Raw genomic sequence first — 18,383 nt, forward strand, 5'->3', positions numbered from 1 at the left:
CCGCCACACCGGCACCCGCCACGCCGACACCCCACGTCGCAGTGACGCCCGCGCGCACCACAGAGACGAAGCGACCGGAAAACACATGAGTACTTCCTCGTATCTGATCAGACGCGTCCTGCAGGCCGTCGCGGTGATCGTCATCGTGACGATTGTCGTCTTCGGCCTGCTGCACGCCCTGCCCGGAGGCCCCGCGCGCGGGATCCTCGGGCCGCAGGCCACCGCACAGCAGATCGCCCACTTCAACCACGAACAGGGCCTCGACAAACCCCTGCCCGTGCAGTACTTCTACTACCTCGGCCAACTGCTGCACGGGGACCTCGGGACCTCGTACACCCTCAACGAGCCGGTCTCCCAGCTCATCACCGAGCGGCTGCCGAAGACCCTGGTCCTCACCATGCTGTCGGCACTCGTCGGCCTCCTCCTCGCCATCCCGATGGGCATGTGGCAGGCCGTGCGCCGCAACAAGCCGGTGGACTACGTCATCACCACGCTGAGCTTCATCGCGTACTCCACGCCCGTGTACTTCCTCGGGCTGATCCTGGTGCTGGTCTTCAGCCAGGGGCTGGCGTGGTTCCCGTCGCAGGCTCCGCAGGGCGAGACGCTGGGCCAGGTGATCTCCGAACCACAGGCCCTGGTACTGCCGGTGGTCGCGGGCGCGGCCTCCATGGTCGCGGTGTTCAGCCGCTACATGCGGGCGGCCACCCTGGAGAACCTCTCCGAGGACTACGTCCGCACGGCCAGGGCCGGCGGCTCCCGCGCCCGCGCCATCCTGTGGCGGCACGTGTTCCGCAACTCGCTGACACCCGTGGTCGCCATGCTCGGCTACTACGTGCCGGTGCTCTTCGGCGGTGCCCTGGTCGTCGAGCAACTCTTCAACTACCCCGGCATGGGGCTGCTGTTCTGGACCGCGGCGCAGTCCTCCGACTACCCGGTCCTGCTGGGCTGCGTCCTGGTGATCGCCGTCGCCACCGTCGTCGGCACCCTGCTCGCCGACATCGTCCAGCGGATCATCGACCCCCGAGTGAAGGCAGGCAGGGCATGAGCGCCGTCATCCAGCCGGACATGGGCCGGGCGAAAACCGCCCCGCCACGTGAGGCCTCCGGCGCACGGCTCGCCGTCCGCCGCTTCCTGCGCAACAAGCTGGCCGTCGTCGGACTCGCCGTCGTGGTCTTCTTCTTCCTGTTCTGCTTCGCCGGTCCGCTGGTGTACTCCACCGACCAGACCCACACCATGCTCCAGCAGGTCAACCTCGCCCCCAGCGGCGCGCACTGGCTCGGCACCGACGCCGTCGGGCACGACGAGCTGGGCCGGCTGATGTACGGCGGCAAAGTCTCCCTGATCGTCGGCGTCGCCGCGGGCGTCCTCGCCACCGTCATCGGCACGCTGTGGGGCGCCGCCGCCGGTTACGCGGGCGGCTGGATCGACGCCGTGATGATGCGGATCGTCGACGCCGGCATCGCCATCCCCGCGCTGTTCATCCTGCTGGTGGTCTCGGCCATCGCCACGCCGGGCCTGACCGGTCTCGTCGTCATCCTGGGCCTGGTGTCCTGGCTGGTGCCGTCGCGGCTGGTCCGCGCCGAGACGCTGACCCTGAAGAACCGGGACTACGTCCTGACCCTGCGTGCCACCGGCGGCACGCACGCACGGGCGATCCTGCGTCACATCCTGCCGAACTCGGTCTCCACCATCATCGTCGCCGCGACCTTCCAGGTCGCCGACGCCATCCTGCTGGTCGCCTACGTCTCCTACCTGGGCATGGGCGTCCGGCCGCCGCAGACCGACTGGGGCGGCATGCTCTCGGCCGGTCTCACCGCCGCATACTCCGGTTACTGGTGGCTCATCCTGCCGCCCGGCCTGGCCATCATCCTCGTGGTGTGGGCGTTCAACGCGATCGGGGACGGGCTCCGCGACGCATTCGATGTGAGGGGACGCGGATGACCGCCACCACCAAGGGCCCCGCCGCCGGCATTGCGGCATCCGGCCCGATACTCGAACTCGACGACCTCGGCGTCGTCTTCACCACCGAGACCGGCGACGTACCCGCGGTCAAGGGCGTGTCCCTCCGGGTCCGGCCGGGCGAGACGCTGGCTCTGGTCGGCGAGTCCGGCTCCGGCAAGTCGACCATCGCGCTCGCCGCGATGGGCCTGCTCGCCGGGAACGCCCGCGCCACCGGCAGCGCCGTCATCGCCGGCACCCAGATCGTCGGCGCCTCGGAGAGCGGCCTCGCGACGCTGCGCGGCAAGACCGTCTCCATGGTGTTCCAGGAGCCGGCCACCGCACTCGACCCGCTCACCCGGATCGGGAAGCAGATCACCGAGGTGATCCGCAACCACCGCGAGGTGTCCGCCAAGGACGCCGCCGCCGAGGCCGTCGAACTGCTGCGCCGGGTCGGCATCCCCGAACCGGAGAAGCGCGCCCACACCTACCCGTTCCAGCTCTCCGGCGGACAGCGCCAGCGGGTCGTGATCGCCATGGCCATCGCCAACGAGCCCGGCCTGCTCATCGCCGACGAGCCGACCACCGCCCTCGACGTGACCGTGCAGGCCGAGATCCTCGACCTGCTGCGCCGACTGGCCGCCGACACCGGCACCGGCGTGCTGCTCGTCACCCACAACATGGGCGTCGTCGCCGACTTCGCGGACCGGGTCGCCGTCATGTACCGCGGCGAGATCGTGGAGACCGGACCGGTCGAGGACGTCCTGCTGCGCCCCGCCCACGACTACACCCGGCGCCTGCTGGCGGCCGTGCCCCGGCTGGCCGTCACCGAGGCCGCGGACGGCACCGGCCGGCCGGCCGTATCCGTGCCGGCCCGGACGAACCGGTCCGCGGCCGAGCCGTCGGTCTCGCCTGCCGGGCCCGGCGGCCCCGCGGGCGAAACGGTGGTCGAACTGCGTGACGTCGACGTGGTGTTCGGCCGCGGCAAGGCCGCCGTACGCGCCCTCGACGGCGTGTCGTTCCGGGTCGGGCCCGCGGAGACCCTGGGCCTGGTCGGCGAGTCCGGTTCCGGCAAGTCCACCGCCGCCCGGGTCGCGCTCGGCCTGATCCCGCCCACCTCCGGCACCGTCTCCCTGTTCGGCACCGACCTCGGCCGCACCCGCTCCCGGGCCCGCCGCGCCCTGCGGGCAGGCATCGGTGTCGTCCTCCAGGACCCGGTGGCCTCCCTCGACGCTCGGATGACCGTCGGCGAGTGCGTCGCCGAGCCCCTCCGGGTGCACCGTCGCGACCTGTCCGCCAGAGACCGGCAGGCCAAGGTCGCCGCCGTCCTCGACCGGGTCCGGCTGTCACGCGAACTCGCCCGGCGCGCGCCCCGCGAACTCTCCGGCGGACAACGCCAACGGGTCAGCCTGGCCCGAGCCCTGATCCTGGAACCCCGGCTGCTGGTCGCCGACGAACCCACCAGCGCGCTCGACGTGAGCGTGCAGGAAGCGGTCCTGGAGGTCATCACCGAACTCCAGGACGAGCTCGGCTTCGCCTGCCTGTTCGTCTCCCATGACCTCGCCGTCGTACAGCACTTCGCGCAGCGCGTCGTCGTGATGCGCGCCGGCCGTATCGAGGAGCAGGGCTCCACCGGGACGACCCTGCTGCGTCCGGAAACCGACTACACACGGCGTTTGCTGGCCGCGGTGCCGGTGCCCGACCCGGTGATACAGCGGGGCCGCAGGGCCGAACGCCTGGCCACCCTCGCGGCCGGCCGTACGGAGGCCCAGGCGTGACCGGACCACTTCTCTCCCCCCACACCCCGCAGGACCCGGCCATGCCCACCACCCTCCGGCCGCTGATCGCCGGCATCGACATCGGCGGCACCACCACCCAGGTGGTGGTCTGCTCGGACGACCTGACCGTCCTCGACAGCGCGGAGGCCGCCACCCCGGCGCTCGAGGGCGGCCGGGCCATGGTCGGCGCCGCGCTCGACACACTCGCCCCGCTGCTGGCCCGCACCCCGGGCCGCCTGGTGGGCGCGGGGATCGGCGCCGCCGGGGTGGTGGACTCCGCGAACGGCCGCATCCTGGTCGCGAGCGACTCCTTCCACGGCTGGGCCGGCTTCGCCGTCACCGCCGCCGTCGAGGAGGCCCTGGGCGTCCCGGCCTTCCTGGACAACGACGTCAACGCCTTCCTCTACGGGGAGGTCTATGCCGGAGCGGTGCGTGGCGAGGCCGACGTCCTCGGCATGACCCTGGGGACCGGCGTCGGCGGCGCTCTGTGGACCAACGGCGCGCTGTTCGTGGGTCCGCACGGCGCGGCCGGCGAGATCGGGCACATCCCCGGCTTCGGTGACCTGCCCTGCTCCTGCGGCGGCCGGGGCCACTTGGAGACATTGGCCTCCGGCCGCTCCATCGGGGCTCGTTACGCCGACCGCACCGGCCGCCGTCTCACCGCCCGTGAAGTCGCCGAGGCCGCCGCCCAGGGCGACGAGGACGCGCTCGCGGTGTACCGCGCCGCGGGAGCGGGCATCGCCCACGCGATCGTCATCACGGCGGGCGTCGTCGACATCACCACGGTGGTCGTCGGCGGCGGCGTCAGCCGCGCCTGGCCCCTGCTGGAGCCCGCCATCCTGTCCGCTCTCGCCGTCGACCCGCCGGTCAGCGGCCACCCCGTCCGCCTGGTCCGGGCCGCCCTGGCCTCCGACGCCGTCGCGGTCGGCGCCGCGGCCCGCGCCCGACGCGAACTGGGTACGGAGGTGAGGGCGAGGGCGTAGGGAAGCGAGCCGGACCCCGGGGGCGCCGCGGGCGTAGAGAAGTGACCCGGCCCCGGGGACGCCGGGCGGAGGTGCCCGCCGAGCCGGCCACGCCACTGAAGGCGCGGGTCGCCGATCTCCCGCGGTCACCCTGACCAGCACTCCGGTCACCGCCGACAAGGCCCTGGCGGTGGGAGGCGTCCACCGCCAGAACGGCACCGTCACCCTCACCGCTGACTGCGGGCTGTGGCTGTGGGCTGCGACCGGGAGGAAGCAGCCCACAGTGACGCATCGGGCGGGCTCAGTATCCGTAGATCATCTTGTACGCGACTTCCGGGAGGAACTGACCGGCCACGGAGCCGGCGCCGACTCCGCAGTTGCCGTCGGACTCGCCGGGGGTCTTCAGCCACAGCAGCATCTCGGCTCCGCCGCCCGTCTGGCTGACGGCCCCGATCCTCCGCCCGGCGGGGTTGCACCACTCGCCGTTGGAATCGTTGCCGTTGCGGCTGGTGTCGATGACGAAAGGCTTCGTGTAGCCGTAGGACGCCGACAGCGCCGAGTTGATGGCGTTGCCGTAGCCGATGTTCCGGCTGGTCCCGTAGTAGTTCGAGACGTTCGACGAGAAGCCGTGCGCCTGTCGGGCCCCGGCGCCGTCGAGATGCCGGGCCATGGTGGCCGCGTCGATCCAGGCGGGGTTTCCGGCATCCAGGTACGTCCACGTGTTGGGCGCGTGCGCGGAGAACTGCCCCAGGGCGTCTTTGAGCATGCCGTTGCGCTCATCGATCTGCTGCTGCGTCAGACAGCTGTAATCACCGAGGGAGTCGGGCTCGATCACCACCAGCGCCGGTCGCCCGCCGATGGCCGAGGCGAAGGCGGAGATCCAGGTGCGGTACGCCGCCGGAGAACCCGCCCCGCCGCCGGAGTGGCCGCCACAGGCATCGCGGCCGGGGATGTTGTAGGCGATCAGGACGGGAAGCTTGTCGGCGGCGTCCGCGGCTCCCACGTAGGAGCCCACCGCGGCCCCGATGTCACCGCTCCAGGAACCGAACCACCGGGCCATGGGGCGCGAGGCGATGTTGTCCCGGATCGCCGATGCCCGTCCGTCGCCGGGGTTCGACGCGACCCATGCGGCCGGAGTCGAGTTCGGATCCGCGTAGAACCCGCTGGTCATGCCGATCGGATCGGCCAGGGCGCCGGCGTCGGCCTGCCCGGTGCCGAGGGGCAGAAGCAGGCACGCGACTGCCGACGTGACGAGCGTGCGCATCATCTTTCTCATGAGTGCAACCCTCTCTGGGAGCGCTCCCACATCGGCGGTGACTCAGCTGCGAGGGAGACGCGGGTGGGGGGGGAGGATCGAGCGGCGGCGTCCTCGGGGCTCTCTCCGGGAACTGCCGCTGTCAGACGAGACAGTGACAGGAGGGCAGTTCGCTGTCAATGAGTTCGGCGAGGGGGCCCGTTTCGGCCAGATGGTGACGCGTGTGTGGGTCGGGCCGACGGCGCAGAGACGTCTCAGCACCGGAAGTTGGGGTGGTCGACACTCCCCCGACGTGGCCGGTGCGGCGCGGCACATCCCTGCGTGGCCGGAAGGTTCCCCGTGCTGGGATCCGTCCTGGCATGATCGGGCGCATGTCGGCGAAGAACGAGGCCACCAGCGTTGTGGCGGCCCTCGGTCGGCGATCCGCGGGTGTCCGGTCGGCCTGACGCGGTACGGCGAAAGTGGGAGTTCCGCCGCCCGGCGGACGAAGGCTTCCATGTCTGTGATCGAGGAACGGAGCTGGAATTGGTAACCCCCTCCCCTCACGACGGCGGCCCCGAGCGTCCGGGAAGCATGGTCGGCCTGTTCTGGATAGAGCAGGACAAGGTGTGCCTGGGCGCGCCGCCAGTCGAGGAGGATCCTGGCGTGTTCCTTTCCCCAACCGGAGTTGCAATCGGCGAACAGATTTGGTGCTGGAAGGATGTGACGGATCTTCAGGTGCTGGATGTTCCGGTCCGTTCGGCGGCCGTACGGTGGGCGACGCGGGTGACGACCCTTGTTGCCGCGGCCCTGAACGCCTGGGGGCCAGGAGGTCCGTCGATGATGACCGCGGTGGTGCACGCCCAGGACGAGCGTGTCGAGACACCAGTCTTCTCCGCCGCCGCCACCGCGTACACCCAGCGGGAGGTCGATCTCTCGCTCGGGCTGCTCTCCCACTTCGTGCGGGGCAGCGCCTCGCCTTCCCTGCTGACCCAGTGGTGGGGAGAGAGCAGACCGGCCGGGGTCCTGCATTCCCGGGACCGGGAGGCCGTGCTCGAAGGCTGGCTGACCCCCTTGATGTGACTCCCACAGACACGCTGACGTCACGAGTGAAGGGCCGCCCGCGGATGCCGGGCGGCCCAGCGGCCCTGCGACTCGGACTCACTCGCTGAACGGGGAAGAGAAATCTCACGGTTTACGTGTGCTCGCATTGTTCCGGTGACCGTGTCTCTCGGGGCGGTTTTGCCACTTGGTCTCGTGGGCCCCGTTGCGGGGAATTGGGACAATCCCGTTTGCGTCGCCGTGCGTATTATTTTGGCATTCGGCGTAGTCGCATACTATCCATTCAAGGCATGAACCCCACCGTTCCTGCGGGAATGAACGTTGCCACCTCCATTCCTGCCGGAATGGAATATGACACCTCCAGCATGGGGCACATTCTCGTGTGGGGATAGCGGCTTTCGTGTTCGGCGCACGCTACCGAGGACAGGCACGCCGGGGGTATCGGTTGTAGACGGGTATCCGTTGCAGACCTCGGCACGATCCACGGCCGTCACGGCCAGGATCCCCCGCATCCGGAACCACAGTTCCTCCAGGGAAAGGCCGGGCAGTGCGCGCGAAGGCCGCCAGGTAGCGATCGCGGACCGTGTCCTCGGCCGGACCAGTCCAGTCGCGCATCTCCTCGGCCGGGGTCGCTGACGATCGTCACGATCAGCCGCGACGTCCGGGCGCCACCCTCGTCGCCGCCCGGCATTTCGTCGAACAACGGCCCCGCGAACGCTTCGCGGTATCCGACGCCGGCCGGGTTCGCTCCGGCGAGGTCTGTGATCGCGCGGACCGAGGTGCTGCGGTAGCCGCGCTCGGCGAAGAGGTGCTCGGCCGCGTCGAGGATCTGGGTGGGGGTGTCGGATCGGGCCATATGTGCGTACGATACGTTCGTTTGAATCAAACGAACGTATGAATGAAGTAGGCAGGGTTGCCATGAAAGTGCTCGTGTACGGCGCCGGGGTCATCGGCAGCCAGTTCTCCGTCCGCCTGCATGAGGCCGGGCACGACGTCTCGCTCCTCGCCCGGGGCCAGCGCCTGGCCGACCTGCGCCGGAACGGCGTGCTGCTCGCCGAGGAAGACAGCCCGGCCGTCAGGCGGGTGCCGGTACCGGTGGTCGAGCACCCGGCCGACCGGTACGACCTGATCGCCGTCCTCGTCCGCACCCATCAGGTGGACGCGGTGCTGGAGTCACTCGCCGGCGTCGAGGGCGACGTGCTGTTCCTGCACGGCTGGGCGGCTGGTGCGCGGCCGCTGGGCACGGTGATCGGCCACGAGCGGGTACTGCTCGGCTTCCCCGCGGCCGGCGGCACGATGGACGGCGACGTGGTCCGCTACCGCAAGAGCAATCTCATCACCCGCCGGGTCGCGATGCCGATCGGCGAGCCCGACGGCCGTACCACCCCGCGACTGGAACGGATCGTGGAGGCGTTCCGCACCGCCGGGATCAACGCCAAGCCCGAGCCGCGGATGGATGCCTGGCTCAAGACGCACGCCGCGTTCGCGGTGCCACTCGGGCAAGCGGTGTACGCGGCGGGCGGCCCGGTGTCGCTGGCCGACGATCCTGACGCGGTCCGCGGCATGCTCCACCTCATGCGGAAGAACCTGGCCGCCATGCCGACGCCACCCGTCCCTCGCGGATTCGCCGCGCTGAGGACTCTGCCGGAAGGACTGCTCGTGGCCCTGCTCCGGCGCTTCCTGAAGAGCCCGACGGCCACACATAGCGGCCTCAGCAACGCCTCGCCCGCGGAGGCGGCCGAACTCGAACGGCTGGCCGAACAGATGCGTGCCTGTGCTGCGTAGCCACTGCGTGCGGCTGCGGGCCTGGGGTTCGTGGTGGCCGTACAGGTCCCAGGCGTCGCCGTTGACGGTGTGAACCGAGGGCCGGAGCCGGGAAGGTGTAGCGGGCCATGCGGACCACGTCGCGTGGGCGCTCGGGGGATCGTCCCGGTCCAGGGTGCGAGGATTCCAGGGTGCGGGCACGGTGGGTGAGGGCGGCTTCGGCCTACGGTGGCGGGCCCGCGAATAAATACCGCAGTAGAATACAGTAACAAAGTGAGAAAGTGCGGCGGAGCAAGGGCGGAACGGGCTCCTGTCACGATAGCGCCCGGCCGGGAGCATCCTCGGGCGACTGAAAGCGGAAATCTGGACTATCGTCCGGGATTTCTATGGGGCGCCCGAGTTTACGCCCTCCCTTTCATCGAGGTCGAATTGAAGCGCGGCCATCCGGGAGAAAAGGGTTATCACCCGTTGCCCTCGATCAAGGAGGGGATCTTCGTAGTTGATATATTCATTCATCCGGGCCGATAAGGCTTCCGTCGCGCTTTGGCTTGCCCGGCTCTCGCGGCCAGGAGGTGCACATGGCCGAGCGGAATCCGGCGGACGAGACCGGTGACGCGCGGTTTCGCATGATTGCCGACGCAGGTGAAGAGCTACGGGGTATGGATCTCGTGGGCTACGCGCTCGACCATGCGGTGACGGTGGCCGGTGGGCTGGGCGGCATGGTGCATCTTCGCGGTCCCGGCGGTCGGGGACTGCTCCTCATGGCCGTGAACGGGCTGGCACGAACCGCCCTCCGCGATTGGGAAGAAATCGAGGAGAGCGGGCCCACGGCCCCGGCCCGTGCGGTGGACGGCGGGGTGCGGATCTGGGTGTCGGGCGAGGACGCGGCACCGCAGGCAAGGGTTCGGGCGCTCCAGTGTGGCTACGGTCTGCTGGCAGTTCCGCTTCTCACGCCGGGCGGAGTGGCGGGCGCGCTCTCCGTGTTGACTGTCGCCGGCGAGGAACCTTCGCGGCGGCAGGTGGCCGCGGTGGAAGCGCTCGCCGCCTGGGTGGCCGTACGCCTGCGGGCGCAATCGGCGACGTTGGGGCAGGTCGAGTCCGGTGGGCTGTGGGAGCGTCCGCCCGCCACGCCGCTACGGCAGGCGATGGAGGCCGTCAGGGTGGGTTCCTGGGAGTGGGACCTGGCCACCGGGGAGCAGGTCTGGGACGAGCGAACCGGCGCGATCCTCGGAATGGACCCGGCGCCCCGCAAGCCACGCTTCGAGACCTGGACCAGTTTGGTCCACCGCGATGATCTGCCGTGGGTTCTGGTCGAGGTCGAGCAGGCGATCCGTAACCGCAGGGTATTGAGCCTGGAGTACCGGGTCTGCCGACCGGACGGGACTGTGGTCTGGATCAGCGCGCGGGCCCGGGTTATGCCCGGCAAGGACGGAGAACCCGAACGCATGGTGGGCACGGTGTGGGATATCACCGAAAGCCGCATCACCCGGGACTGGGTCGGCCGCGCTCTGCGGCATATGAGCGACGCGTTCTTCGCGGTCGACAGTGAGTGGCACATCACCTTTGTGAATGTGGAGGCGGAACGGCTGTTCGGAACCTCGAACGCGGTGCTCGGCCGGACTCTGTGGGAGGCATTGACGGGCATAGGTGTCGACGCCGCGGCACTCGGTCTGGAATCGCGCTACCGGCATGCCGCCGAAAGAGGCACACCCGTCGAGTTCGATGTGCAATGGCCCGCCAACCAGCGCCTGTACCACATGCGGCTTGTCCCGGTGCCGGACGGGCTGACGGTCTATGCCACCGACGTAACCGAGAAACGGGCGCGGGAGGCGGATCGCGCCGCCGCCGAGCACGCCGCCGCCGAGCGCAGCGTCCGGATCACCGAGCTGACCAGCGCACTCGCCGAGGCTCTGACGGTGCGAGACGTCGTGAACGCCGCCGCCGAACGGATTCTGCCGCCCTTCAACGCCACGGGCCTCGTCGTCCAGTTCATCGAGGGGGAGACCATACGAGTCGCAGGGGCCGTTGGATACCCGCAGGCCTTCCTCAAGCGCCTCGACGGTACCCCCGTCGAAGACATCTCACCGGTTGACGAGGTTTTTCACAGCAGGACGCCGGTCGTCATCGACTCGGTCGAGGAATACATCGCGCGCTACCCCAAGATGGCCGCGCTTCCGGGTGCAGGGGACAAGCGCGCCTGGGCTTTCCTGCCGCTGATTGTCTCCGGCCGCGCCATCGGATGCTGCGTCATCTCCTTCGCCGAGTCACGCCACCTGCTGGGCGAGGAACTCGCTCTCCTCACCGCGCTCAGCGGGCTTATCGCGCAGTCCATCGAGCGCGCCCGCCTTTACGACACCGAACATACCCAGGCACAGGAACTGCAACGGGGACTGCTGCCGCACGCACTGCCATCGACCCGAGCCGTCAGCGCCGTCGCGCGCTACCTGCCGGCCGCCGAAGGCACAAACGTCGGTGGTGACTGGTACGACGTCATTCCCTTGTCCGGGACCCGGGTGGCGCTGGTCATCGGCGATGTGATGGGGCATGGTTTGCCCGAGGCCGCCACCATGGGGCAGCTGCGCACCGCCGTGCGCACGCTCGCCGATCTGGAGTACCCGCCCGCCGAGCTCCTCACCCGCCTGAATGACCTGGTGAGCGGCATGGGAGACGACTTCTACGCCACATGCCTGTACGCCGTGTACGACCCGGTCCTCTCCATCTGCACCATCGCTTGCGCTGGGCATCCCCCGCCGGCGTTGGTGCACCCGGGAGGCACCGCGCGGTTCATCGACCTGGTTCCCGGCCCGCCGCTCGGCTCCGCGCGTTTGCCGTTCGAGGCCATCGATGTCCCCGTCCCTGAGGGCAGCCTACTGGTCCTGTACACGGACGGGTTGGTCGAATCCGCCGCCCAGGACCTCGACCGCGGCATGGCTCACCTGGCGAGCGCGTTGCGCACCGCGGCCTCGAACCCCGGACGCGGCCACGGTGCGACCGCCCGGCGCGGCGCGGCGGAAGGCGAGAGCGCGTCACTGGAGCGCGTGTGCGACGACGTACTGGCCTCACTGCTGGCAAAAGAGCCGCTCACCGACGACGCCGCGCTGCTCATCGCCCGTACCCGCGCGGCGGCTCCCGGCGACGTGGTCGCCTGGTCGCTCCCCGACGGGCCCATCGCTGCGGGCGAGGCGCGCGATCACGTCCAGAAGCAGCTGCTCCTCTGGGGTCTCAGCCCACTCGCGACGACCACAGAGCTGCTGGTCAGCGAGCTGGTCGGGAACGCCGTCCGGCACGGCAAGACCCCCATCGGACTGCGTCTGCTGCGCAGTGAGGTGCTGATCTGCGAGGTCTCCGACGCCAGTGCGACCACGCCGCGTATCCGCCATGCCTCGGACACCGACGAAGGCGGGCGCGGGCTGCAGTTGGTCGCGGCCTTCTCCCAGCGTTGGGGTAGCCGCTACACCACCACGGGGAAGTGCATCTGGACCGAACAACCGCTTCCCTGACCCGGGCCGTCACGACGGCAGCCCCGCACACCCTCCCGGCGGAGGGGTCAACAGCGCGACGTACCACGGGCGTCGACCGGGACCGCCGACGAGATCTTCCGGCCGCGTGAGTTCCTGCTGCGCCGCGTCAGGGTGATCGCCGCCGGCCCGGCACCGGCCGAGCGCGATCCGCGTGAGCGGTGCCCGCCGCGGACAGAGCTGCCCCCGCCATCACCAGGGCAGCGAGAAAGCGAGAAGCAGCGTCCCGCTCAGGGAAGGGGATCATCTGATGGAACGGTCCAGCAGTCCGGTGGTCACTGCCAGTCGGCTGCGCTGATCACGGATGCGGCGACGTCAGGGACGGAGCGTGTGGTGGTATCGATGGTGAAGTCGTCGACTGCGACCCGGCTGAGGATCGCGTCCAGTTCAGCGGACCGGTCCAGGTGCCATCGCAGTGTTTCGGGCTCGCCGTCGTGGCGGTGGACCAGACGTTTGTGGATGACTGACAGGTCAGCCCGCAGCCGGCACACCGTGAGATCAACGCCTACAGCGTCGGACAGTCGCTTCCGCTCATCGTGTTGCTCGATCACACCGGCGAGTACGAGGCGCGTCGCTCCCGCATCGAGGTAGTTGCCGGCGATGCTCCGCAGGTTCCGCAACAGCATGCCGAAGTTGAAACGATCACCGGGAGGAGTGGGCCACGACTGCCTCAGCCGGTCAAGGTCGAGCACGGCATGAGGGATTCCGGCCTCAGCGAGAAGGTCACCGACTGCGTTGGCAACGGTGGTTTTTCCCACACCGACGGTGCCGTTGATCAGGAGGGCCCGACCGCCCCGGGGGCTGTCCGTGTGCATCCCGGCATCGTACGTCGAGGTGAACGGCACCCGGATGCGCATTCTTGTCGGTGGCCACCGACAAGGAGCGGCTACCCCAGACGAGATGAGCTCTCAGGGCGTTTGAGCGAGACCGACCGCGGCTCCGCCACCCGATCCCGTCCTTGAGAGGGCCGGCAAGTCCGGTAGCGAAGCGCTCAGGTTCGTGGATTCTGGGACGCGCACGGATACGAACGGCCGGTGTGATGCGGCGCTGGTCGGGCCGGGTTGTGGCGGCTGGGCCGTCCCTTGGCGTTGGTCGCGGATAAACCGCTGGCCAGGCATGGTGCCGGGCCGGTAGCCTGAGCGGGCACATCGGCGTGTAGCTCAGTCAGAAGAGCACCGGGCTCTGGACCCGGAGGGCGCGGGGGCAGAGCCCGCCACGCTGGCTATGGACAGGAACGACTCCGGCCGCAACGACGGCCACGACGCGATCACACCCGGTCGGGGACCCGCGGAAGTTCACCGCGCTTACCCGATGGGCCAGTTGGCCAAGGCCTTCACCACGGCTGTGACCCACCACGACCGACAGGTGCGCGCCCGCGCCGAGGACCGTGTGGACCGCTGGCGCAGGGTCCTGGCCGGCATGGCCGACGGCACGCTGGCTGTGGGATCACGCACTCCTGTGGCCGGACTGCCTGCTTGGGCCACCCCGCAGGTGGTCCGCGGCGGCTTCGCCACCGGCACACCGGCCGCGGGCGGGCCGCTGCTTCCGTACGAAACCCACGCCGCACACCGCGCCGGACTGCCGGCCGAGCGCCGCGCCCTGTTCGCGCACGCCCTGACGACGACGGGTCTCACCGAGCTGACGGACCTGCTGGCATCGGGCGCCTACGCTGTCGAACTGCCCGAAGAGGCAGCGCTGCTGACCGTTGCCTGGCTCGCCGACCACGGGGAGACCGCGACCGCGCTGGAACTCCTCGACGTCCTGGAACCGTTCGCCGAGCGCCTGCGATTCCTGCCGCGCCGAATTCCGGCCCCGCCGCCCGGGTCCGACAGCGGCATTGTCTTCCGCTGGACAGTGGGAGAAGTGCGCCGACGGCTGGGGCAACGGCGCCCCCGCACCGATGTCGAGGCCATGAACGAGGCCCTGGCCGTCTGGAACCCCTTCGCCGACGAACTGCTGGACCACTGGCTGAAGACCGTACGGCACGGCCGCGTCCTGGCCAGGACCCCCGAGTCGGCGTGGAGGGAGCAGGCCGCCGCGCTGCTGGAGCGCTACCGCACACTCGCCGCCGAGCACACCTCCTGCGGAAAGCACCGCCGCCCGAAGGAGAACGCGTTCATCCTCCGGACCGCGCTGGAGGAACTGGTCCGCGGACGCGACCTGGGCGCACGGCGCCGCGGAATGGTGCAGCACGCTGTCGATGCGATGGTGCGTCGCCGCGGGGCACCCGGCACGCCCGAGCACGCCGCACTGCGCGCCCGCCAGGCCGCGGACGCCGCCCGCCCGACGCACCACGCCATGGCCCAACTGGTCACCGCGCGCCTCGCGGACCTGCCGCCGGACACCGGCACACCACAGGCCCGCGCCTTCACGGTTCCGGTCGCCCCCGCCGAGCACGAGGCCACAGGGCTGCCCATCGGCGCCGACGTGCCCGAGCCCATCGCCCGCCTGGTACTCCGCGCGCTGGCCGCCGACGTCCCCACCCTCATCGGGGCCGGTGTCGTGCCGTCCGCTGAGGTGCTGGCCGCCCTCGTACCTCAGCTCGTCGCAACAGCGAGCGCCGCGGCCTACCCCGACCCCCAACTGCGCCGTTTGATGGCCGCCGCCTACGGGGCATTCCGCAACCGGCGCTCGCTGCTCCTGGTCGACCTCCAGCACCAGGTCCGCTTCGAGGAACTGCCCTGGGTGCGAGCCGTCGAACAGCACCGCCAGACCACCGACCCCGTGCGCACGACGGCAGCACGCACCCTCGCCGGCCTCGGTGAACTCGCCCTCCAGGGCTGGCCCGGCACCGTCCTGCCCAACCCGCTGGTGAGCGAGCTCGCCACGCTCGCCCGAACCGCGGGGCTGATGCTGCCGTGGACGGAGGAGCTGGCGGCCGACATCTTCATGGGCACCTTCACGCCCAAGTTCCCCCGCGCCGCCCGAGCGGCGGCCGAACTCCTCGACGGCACCCTGTACGCGGCCTACTACGGCATCGACTACGCGACCGTCGCTGGCATCGACGAGCCCACCTCGCGGGGCAGCGGACGCCACGGCGCCCCGCAGTTCGCGGCGCTGTGCCACGAACGCGCCGGCGTCGACGGGACGACGTGGCTGTCGGTCGCCCAGGGGGGCGCGGTGATCGAGCAGGCCCAGATCCTCACCACGCACAACCTCGCCCTGCTCGCTGGACCGGTCGGCGTGACTCCACCGTCCGGCTGGGCAGCGCCGGCCCGCGGCGCGTTCGCCACCACCTGCCGCCTGGCCGCACGGATCCACGGCAACCCACGGCCACTGACGACCATCAAGGACATGGCCTACGCCTGGCGCCAGGCCCTGTTCTACCTGTCGATGCTCACCCCGGACGAACAGACCGCGGCCCTGGCGCAGTTCGACGACGACGCGGCGCGGTATCCCGACCACGCTCGTGCACGTCTCGCGCCCGTTCTGGCCGGCGTGCGCCTCGTCCACGAGGGTGGCGCCCTCGACTCCAACGGCGCCCCGACGCACGGCGGCGCACGCCGACTCGTCGGCTGGTCACACGCCGGCCGCCACTGGCTCCAGGCCTAGGGCCTGTCGTTTGGATCATCGGGCGGACCAGATGAAGATGCCTGCGAGGTGGAGTCCGGCGAGGTAGATGGGTGCGGGGCCGTCCCCGTGGTCGGGGAACGCGCAGGCGGGCCATCACGTGGGTGCAGGCGCGCGCGTCGCCCGCCTGCCCGGCGGTCAGCACGAAGGCCAGGGGCCTGGTATCGGTCGTCGGCCGCGAGGTGGGCCTTCGTGCTCAGTCCGCCGCGGGACCGGCCGATGGCATGATCGTGCGGCTCGCCGGCCGGGGCCCCTTTTTTTACGGGCCCCGGCTGCGTGCTGATGTGCGCGCACGATCGTGGAGTCCACCGAGACCGCCCGGTTCAGGTCCTCATCGGCGTCGGCCTGGGCCATCAGCGCGGTGAAGAGCCGCTCCCAGGTGCCGTCGACGGCCCACATCCTCAACCGGTCGCAGACCCCCCGCCAGTTGCCGTACTTCTCCGGCAGGTGCACCCACTGCGATCCGGTCCGGAACGTCCACGCGATCGCATCGATCACCTCCCGATGATCCCGCCACCGGCCACCCCGCCGGGGCGTCCGCTCCGGCAGCAACGGCTCAATCCGCGCCCACTGCACGTCGGTCAACGGCACACCCGGACCAACGATCAGATGATCCGAACGAAACGGCCTAGCGCGGTCACATCCACGGGGGCAGCGGGGTCTCGATGGTGAAGAAGCGCGGTTGGGGGAATTCGCGCAGCCATCTCCAGCACTTGCCGATGTCCGTGGCAACCCAAAGGTGGGTCAGGCGCTCGGTACGGCACCCGTTGATGAATTCGGCAGTGGTGAACTCTCCGGAGATCTTGATACGGGCCCGCCCGCAGTAGCTGCTGATCGCGTGCAACTCGGCCAGATTGGACACCGGGAAGCAGAGATTGTCCTCGTTGAGATGCGCGACCACTTCTCGGCCGAACGTGTCAGTGTCAGAGTGGTTGCCAGATTCGGGCCAGCGCCGACGTGGTGAGCACCTGGTCGGGGTGCCCTCGTCCGGCGAGGCGGCCGTCCTGGAGAAGGAGGCAGCAGTCCGCCGCACGTGCGACCTCCAGGTCGTGTGTGGCGTGGACGACTGTCACGCCGTCGGCGACGAGCGCCGTCAGCAGGGCCCCGATCCGCTCCCTCGCGTCCGGGTCCAGGCCCGTGGTCGGTTCGTCGAGAAGCAGCAGGTCCGATTCCTGTGCCAACCCTTGTGCGACGAGGGCGCGTTGGCGCTGTCCGCCCGACAGCTCTCCCAGTTGGCGTGAAGCGAGGTCGCCGATGCCGAGCCGGTCGAGTGCGGCGTCCACGGTCGTGTGGTCCCGGCGGGTCAGCCGACGCAATGGTCCGCGTTCGCCCCAGCGCCCCATCTCCACGGTCTGCCGGACGGTGAGCGGCAGGGTGTCGCCTACGGCTCCGCGCTGGGGTACGAACGCGGGTGGCCGTTCTCCGTCGTGGTGCAGTTCGCCGGATGTCGGACGGATCACACCGGCGAGAACGCCGAGCAGGGTCGACTTGCCGCTGCCGTTCGGGCCGACGAGTGCAGTCTTCGACAACTTCGGTACTGCCGCGCTGAGTTGCCGCAGTACAGGTCGTCCTGGATAGCCGGCGCACAAGTCGGTGAAACGGACGTGCGGGGTTCGTTCCCGGGAAGCGGCGGGTGAGGGGTCTGGTTTTTTGAACATGATTTTCATTGTAGTGTCCTGGCCATGGAATGGTTGACGGCCCCGTTCGAGGTGACCTTCGTGCAGCGAGCCCTGTGGGGCGGGATGCTCGTGTCCGCGATCTGTGCGCTGGCGGGCACCTGGGTTGTCCTGAGAGGGATGGCCTTCCTCGGCGACGCCATGTCCCACGGCCTGCTTCCGGGGGTCGCCCTGGCCGCGCTGTCCGGGGGGAACCTGCTGGTGGGTGCGGTGGCCAGCGCCGCCGTCATGACGGCGGGTGTCACCGTTCTCGGGCGTACGCCGAGGTTGTCGCAGGACACCGGTATCGGGCTGCTCTTCGTCGGCATGCTGTCGCTCGGCGTGATCATCGTGTCGCGCTCGCAGTCCTTCGCGGTGGACCTGACCGGCTTCCTGTTCGGTGATGTCCTCGCCGTCCGGCAGCGGGACCTCTTCCTGCTCGCGGTGGCGTTGTTCGCGGCACTGGCGGTGTCGGTCCTCGGGCACCGTGCCTTCCTGGCCCTGGCGTTCGACTCACGCAAGGCGCAGACCCTGGGGCTTCGCCCTCGCCTGGCCCACGCCGTGCTGCTCGGCCTGCTCGGTCTCGCGATCGTCGCCTCGTTCCACATCGTCGGAACGCTGCTTGTCCTCGGCCTGCTCATCGCTCCGCCGGCAGCGGCCCTGCCGTGGGCGCGGAGTGTCCGCGGGGTCATGGCGCTCGCGGCACTCCTCGGCGTCGCCGCCACGTTCGGCGGCCTGTTGCTGTCCTGGCACCTGGGCACCGCCGCCGGTGCGACCGTCTCGGCCCTCGCGGTGAGCCTGTTCTTCCTCTCCCACGTGGCGTCCGGTGTGCGTCACCGCCATGCGCGTCTCACCCCCGTTCCCGCCGTTGAAGTCAACTGAAAGAAGCTTGAGGCGAACGT

At 70.1% G+C, this 18,383-nt stretch carries 14 protein-coding genes, 1 tRNA gene and 1 pseudogene; 10 read left to right on the plus strand and 6 right to left on the minus strand.

All coding sequences use genetic code 11. From position 1 onward, the window contains the following. The first annotated feature begins 85 nt into the window (after positions 1-85). From ACIOGX_RS00780 to ACIOGX_RS00795, 4 genes are read left to right on the plus strand one after another with little or no spacing between them, the layout of a single operon-like run. Entirely contained in the window at positions 86-1,045 is a 960-nt protein-coding gene (locus tag ACIOGX_RS00780) for an ABC transporter permease (RefSeq protein WP_356512971.1), read from the plus strand. After that, complete coding sequence (locus tag ACIOGX_RS00785; protein WP_356512973.1) at positions 1,042-1,941, plus strand: ABC transporter permease; 900 nt, start codon at positions 1,042-1,044, stop codon at positions 1,939-1,941. The genes ACIOGX_RS00780 and ACIOGX_RS00785 overlap by 4 nt, the downstream gene beginning before the upstream one ends. Then, a complete protein-coding gene (locus ACIOGX_RS00790) occupies positions 1,938-3,716 on the plus strand; it encodes a dipeptide ABC transporter ATP-binding protein (RefSeq protein WP_401908991.1) in 1,779 nt (592 codons plus the stop codon). Before ACIOGX_RS00785 ends, ACIOGX_RS00790 begins: the two co-directional genes overlap by 4 nt. 41 nt (positions 3,717-3,757) lie before the next feature. Further along, positions 3,758-4,699, plus strand: a complete 942-nt coding sequence (locus ACIOGX_RS00795; protein WP_356513274.1) for an ROK family protein — start codon at positions 3,758-3,760, stop codon at positions 4,697-4,699. Between the two features lie 280 nt (positions 4,700-4,979). Here ACIOGX_RS00795 and ACIOGX_RS00800 read toward each other — a convergent pair whose 3' ends face one another. Then, the gene (locus tag ACIOGX_RS00800) at positions 4,980-5,954 is read right to left on the minus strand and encodes a glycoside hydrolase family 6 protein (RefSeq protein WP_401908994.1); all 975 of its coding nucleotides are present in this window, start codon (positions 5,952-5,954) and stop codon (positions 4,980-4,982) included. 681 nt (positions 5,955-6,635) lie between these two features. Between ACIOGX_RS00800 and ACIOGX_RS00805 the strand changes: the two genes are divergently transcribed. Further along, positions 6,636-6,995 carry a hypothetical protein gene (locus ACIOGX_RS00805; protein ID WP_401908997.1) on the plus strand — a complete coding sequence of 120 codons (360 nt, stop codon included), beginning with the start codon at positions 6,636-6,638 and terminating at the stop codon, positions 6,993-6,995. Between the two features lie 254 nt (positions 6,996-7,249). Here the strand turns inward: ACIOGX_RS00805 and ACIOGX_RS00810 are convergent. After that, positions 7,250-7,830: pseudogene (locus tag ACIOGX_RS00810) on the minus strand (TetR/AcrR family transcriptional regulator). A gap of 62 nt (positions 7,831-7,892) precedes the next feature. Here ACIOGX_RS00810 and ACIOGX_RS00815 point away from each other — a divergent pair. Both ACIOGX_RS00815 and ACIOGX_RS00820 read left to right on the plus strand, forming a co-directional pair. Continuing rightward, entirely contained in the window at positions 7,893-8,759 is an 867-nt protein-coding gene (locus ACIOGX_RS00815; RefSeq protein WP_401908999.1) for a ketopantoate reductase family protein, read from the plus strand. Positions 8,760-9,316: 557 nt separating this feature from the next. Next, positions 9,317-12,238 carry a SpoIIE family protein phosphatase gene (locus ACIOGX_RS00820; RefSeq protein ID WP_401909002.1) on the plus strand — a complete coding sequence of 974 codons (2,922 nt, stop codon included), beginning with the start codon at positions 9,317-9,319 and terminating at the stop codon, positions 12,236-12,238. A 293-nt stretch (positions 12,239-12,531) separates the two neighbouring features. On the opposite strand, the gene ACIOGX_RS00825 is transcribed toward ACIOGX_RS00820, so the two are convergent. Further along, positions 12,532-13,071 (minus strand): adenylyl-sulfate kinase, encoded by a 540-nt coding sequence (locus tag ACIOGX_RS00825; RefSeq protein ID WP_401909005.1) that lies wholly within the window; start codon positions 13,069-13,071, stop codon positions 12,532-12,534. Between the two features lie 334 nt (positions 13,072-13,405). Here ACIOGX_RS00825 and ACIOGX_RS00830 point away from each other — a divergent pair. Further along, positions 13,406-13,478, plus strand: a tRNA-Gln gene (locus ACIOGX_RS00830). An 89-nt stretch (positions 13,479-13,567) separates the two neighbouring features. After that, the gene (locus ACIOGX_RS00835; protein WP_401909008.1) at positions 13,568-15,808 is read left to right on the plus strand and encodes a hypothetical protein; all 2,241 of its coding nucleotides are present in this window, start codon (positions 13,568-13,570) and stop codon (positions 15,806-15,808) included. A gap of 156 nt (positions 15,809-15,964) precedes the next feature. Here ACIOGX_RS00835 and ACIOGX_RS00840 read toward each other — a convergent pair whose 3' ends face one another. The 3 genes from ACIOGX_RS00840 to aztA are packed head-to-tail and all read right to left on the minus strand — an operon-like array spanning position 15,965 to position 17,493. After that, entirely contained in the window at positions 15,965-16,417 is a 453-nt protein-coding gene (locus ACIOGX_RS00840; RefSeq protein ID WP_401909011.1) for an IS5 family transposase, read from the minus strand. Between the two features lie 46 nt (positions 16,418-16,463). Beyond that, positions 16,464-16,727, minus strand: a complete 264-nt coding sequence (locus ACIOGX_RS00845) for a hypothetical protein (RefSeq protein WP_401909014.1) — start codon at positions 16,725-16,727, stop codon at positions 16,464-16,466. A gap of 22 nt (positions 16,728-16,749) precedes the next feature. Then, complete coding sequence (gene aztA / locus ACIOGX_RS00850; RefSeq protein ID WP_401909016.1) at positions 16,750-17,493, minus strand: zinc ABC transporter ATP-binding protein AztA; 744 nt, start codon at positions 17,491-17,493, stop codon at positions 16,750-16,752. A 15-nt stretch (positions 17,494-17,508) separates the two neighbouring features. On the opposite strand from aztA, the gene aztB reads away from it, so the two are divergent. Next, positions 17,509-18,363 carry a zinc ABC transporter permease AztB gene (gene aztB, locus ACIOGX_RS00855; RefSeq protein WP_401909019.1) on the plus strand — a complete coding sequence of 285 codons (855 nt, stop codon included), beginning with the start codon at positions 17,509-17,511 and terminating at the stop codon, positions 18,361-18,363. Positions 18,364-18,383: the final 20 nt, after the last annotated feature.

The organism is Streptomyces sp. NPDC088147 (assembly GCF_044741565.1).
Lineage (GTDB): Bacteria > Actinomycetota > Actinomycetes > Streptomycetales > Streptomycetaceae > Streptomyces.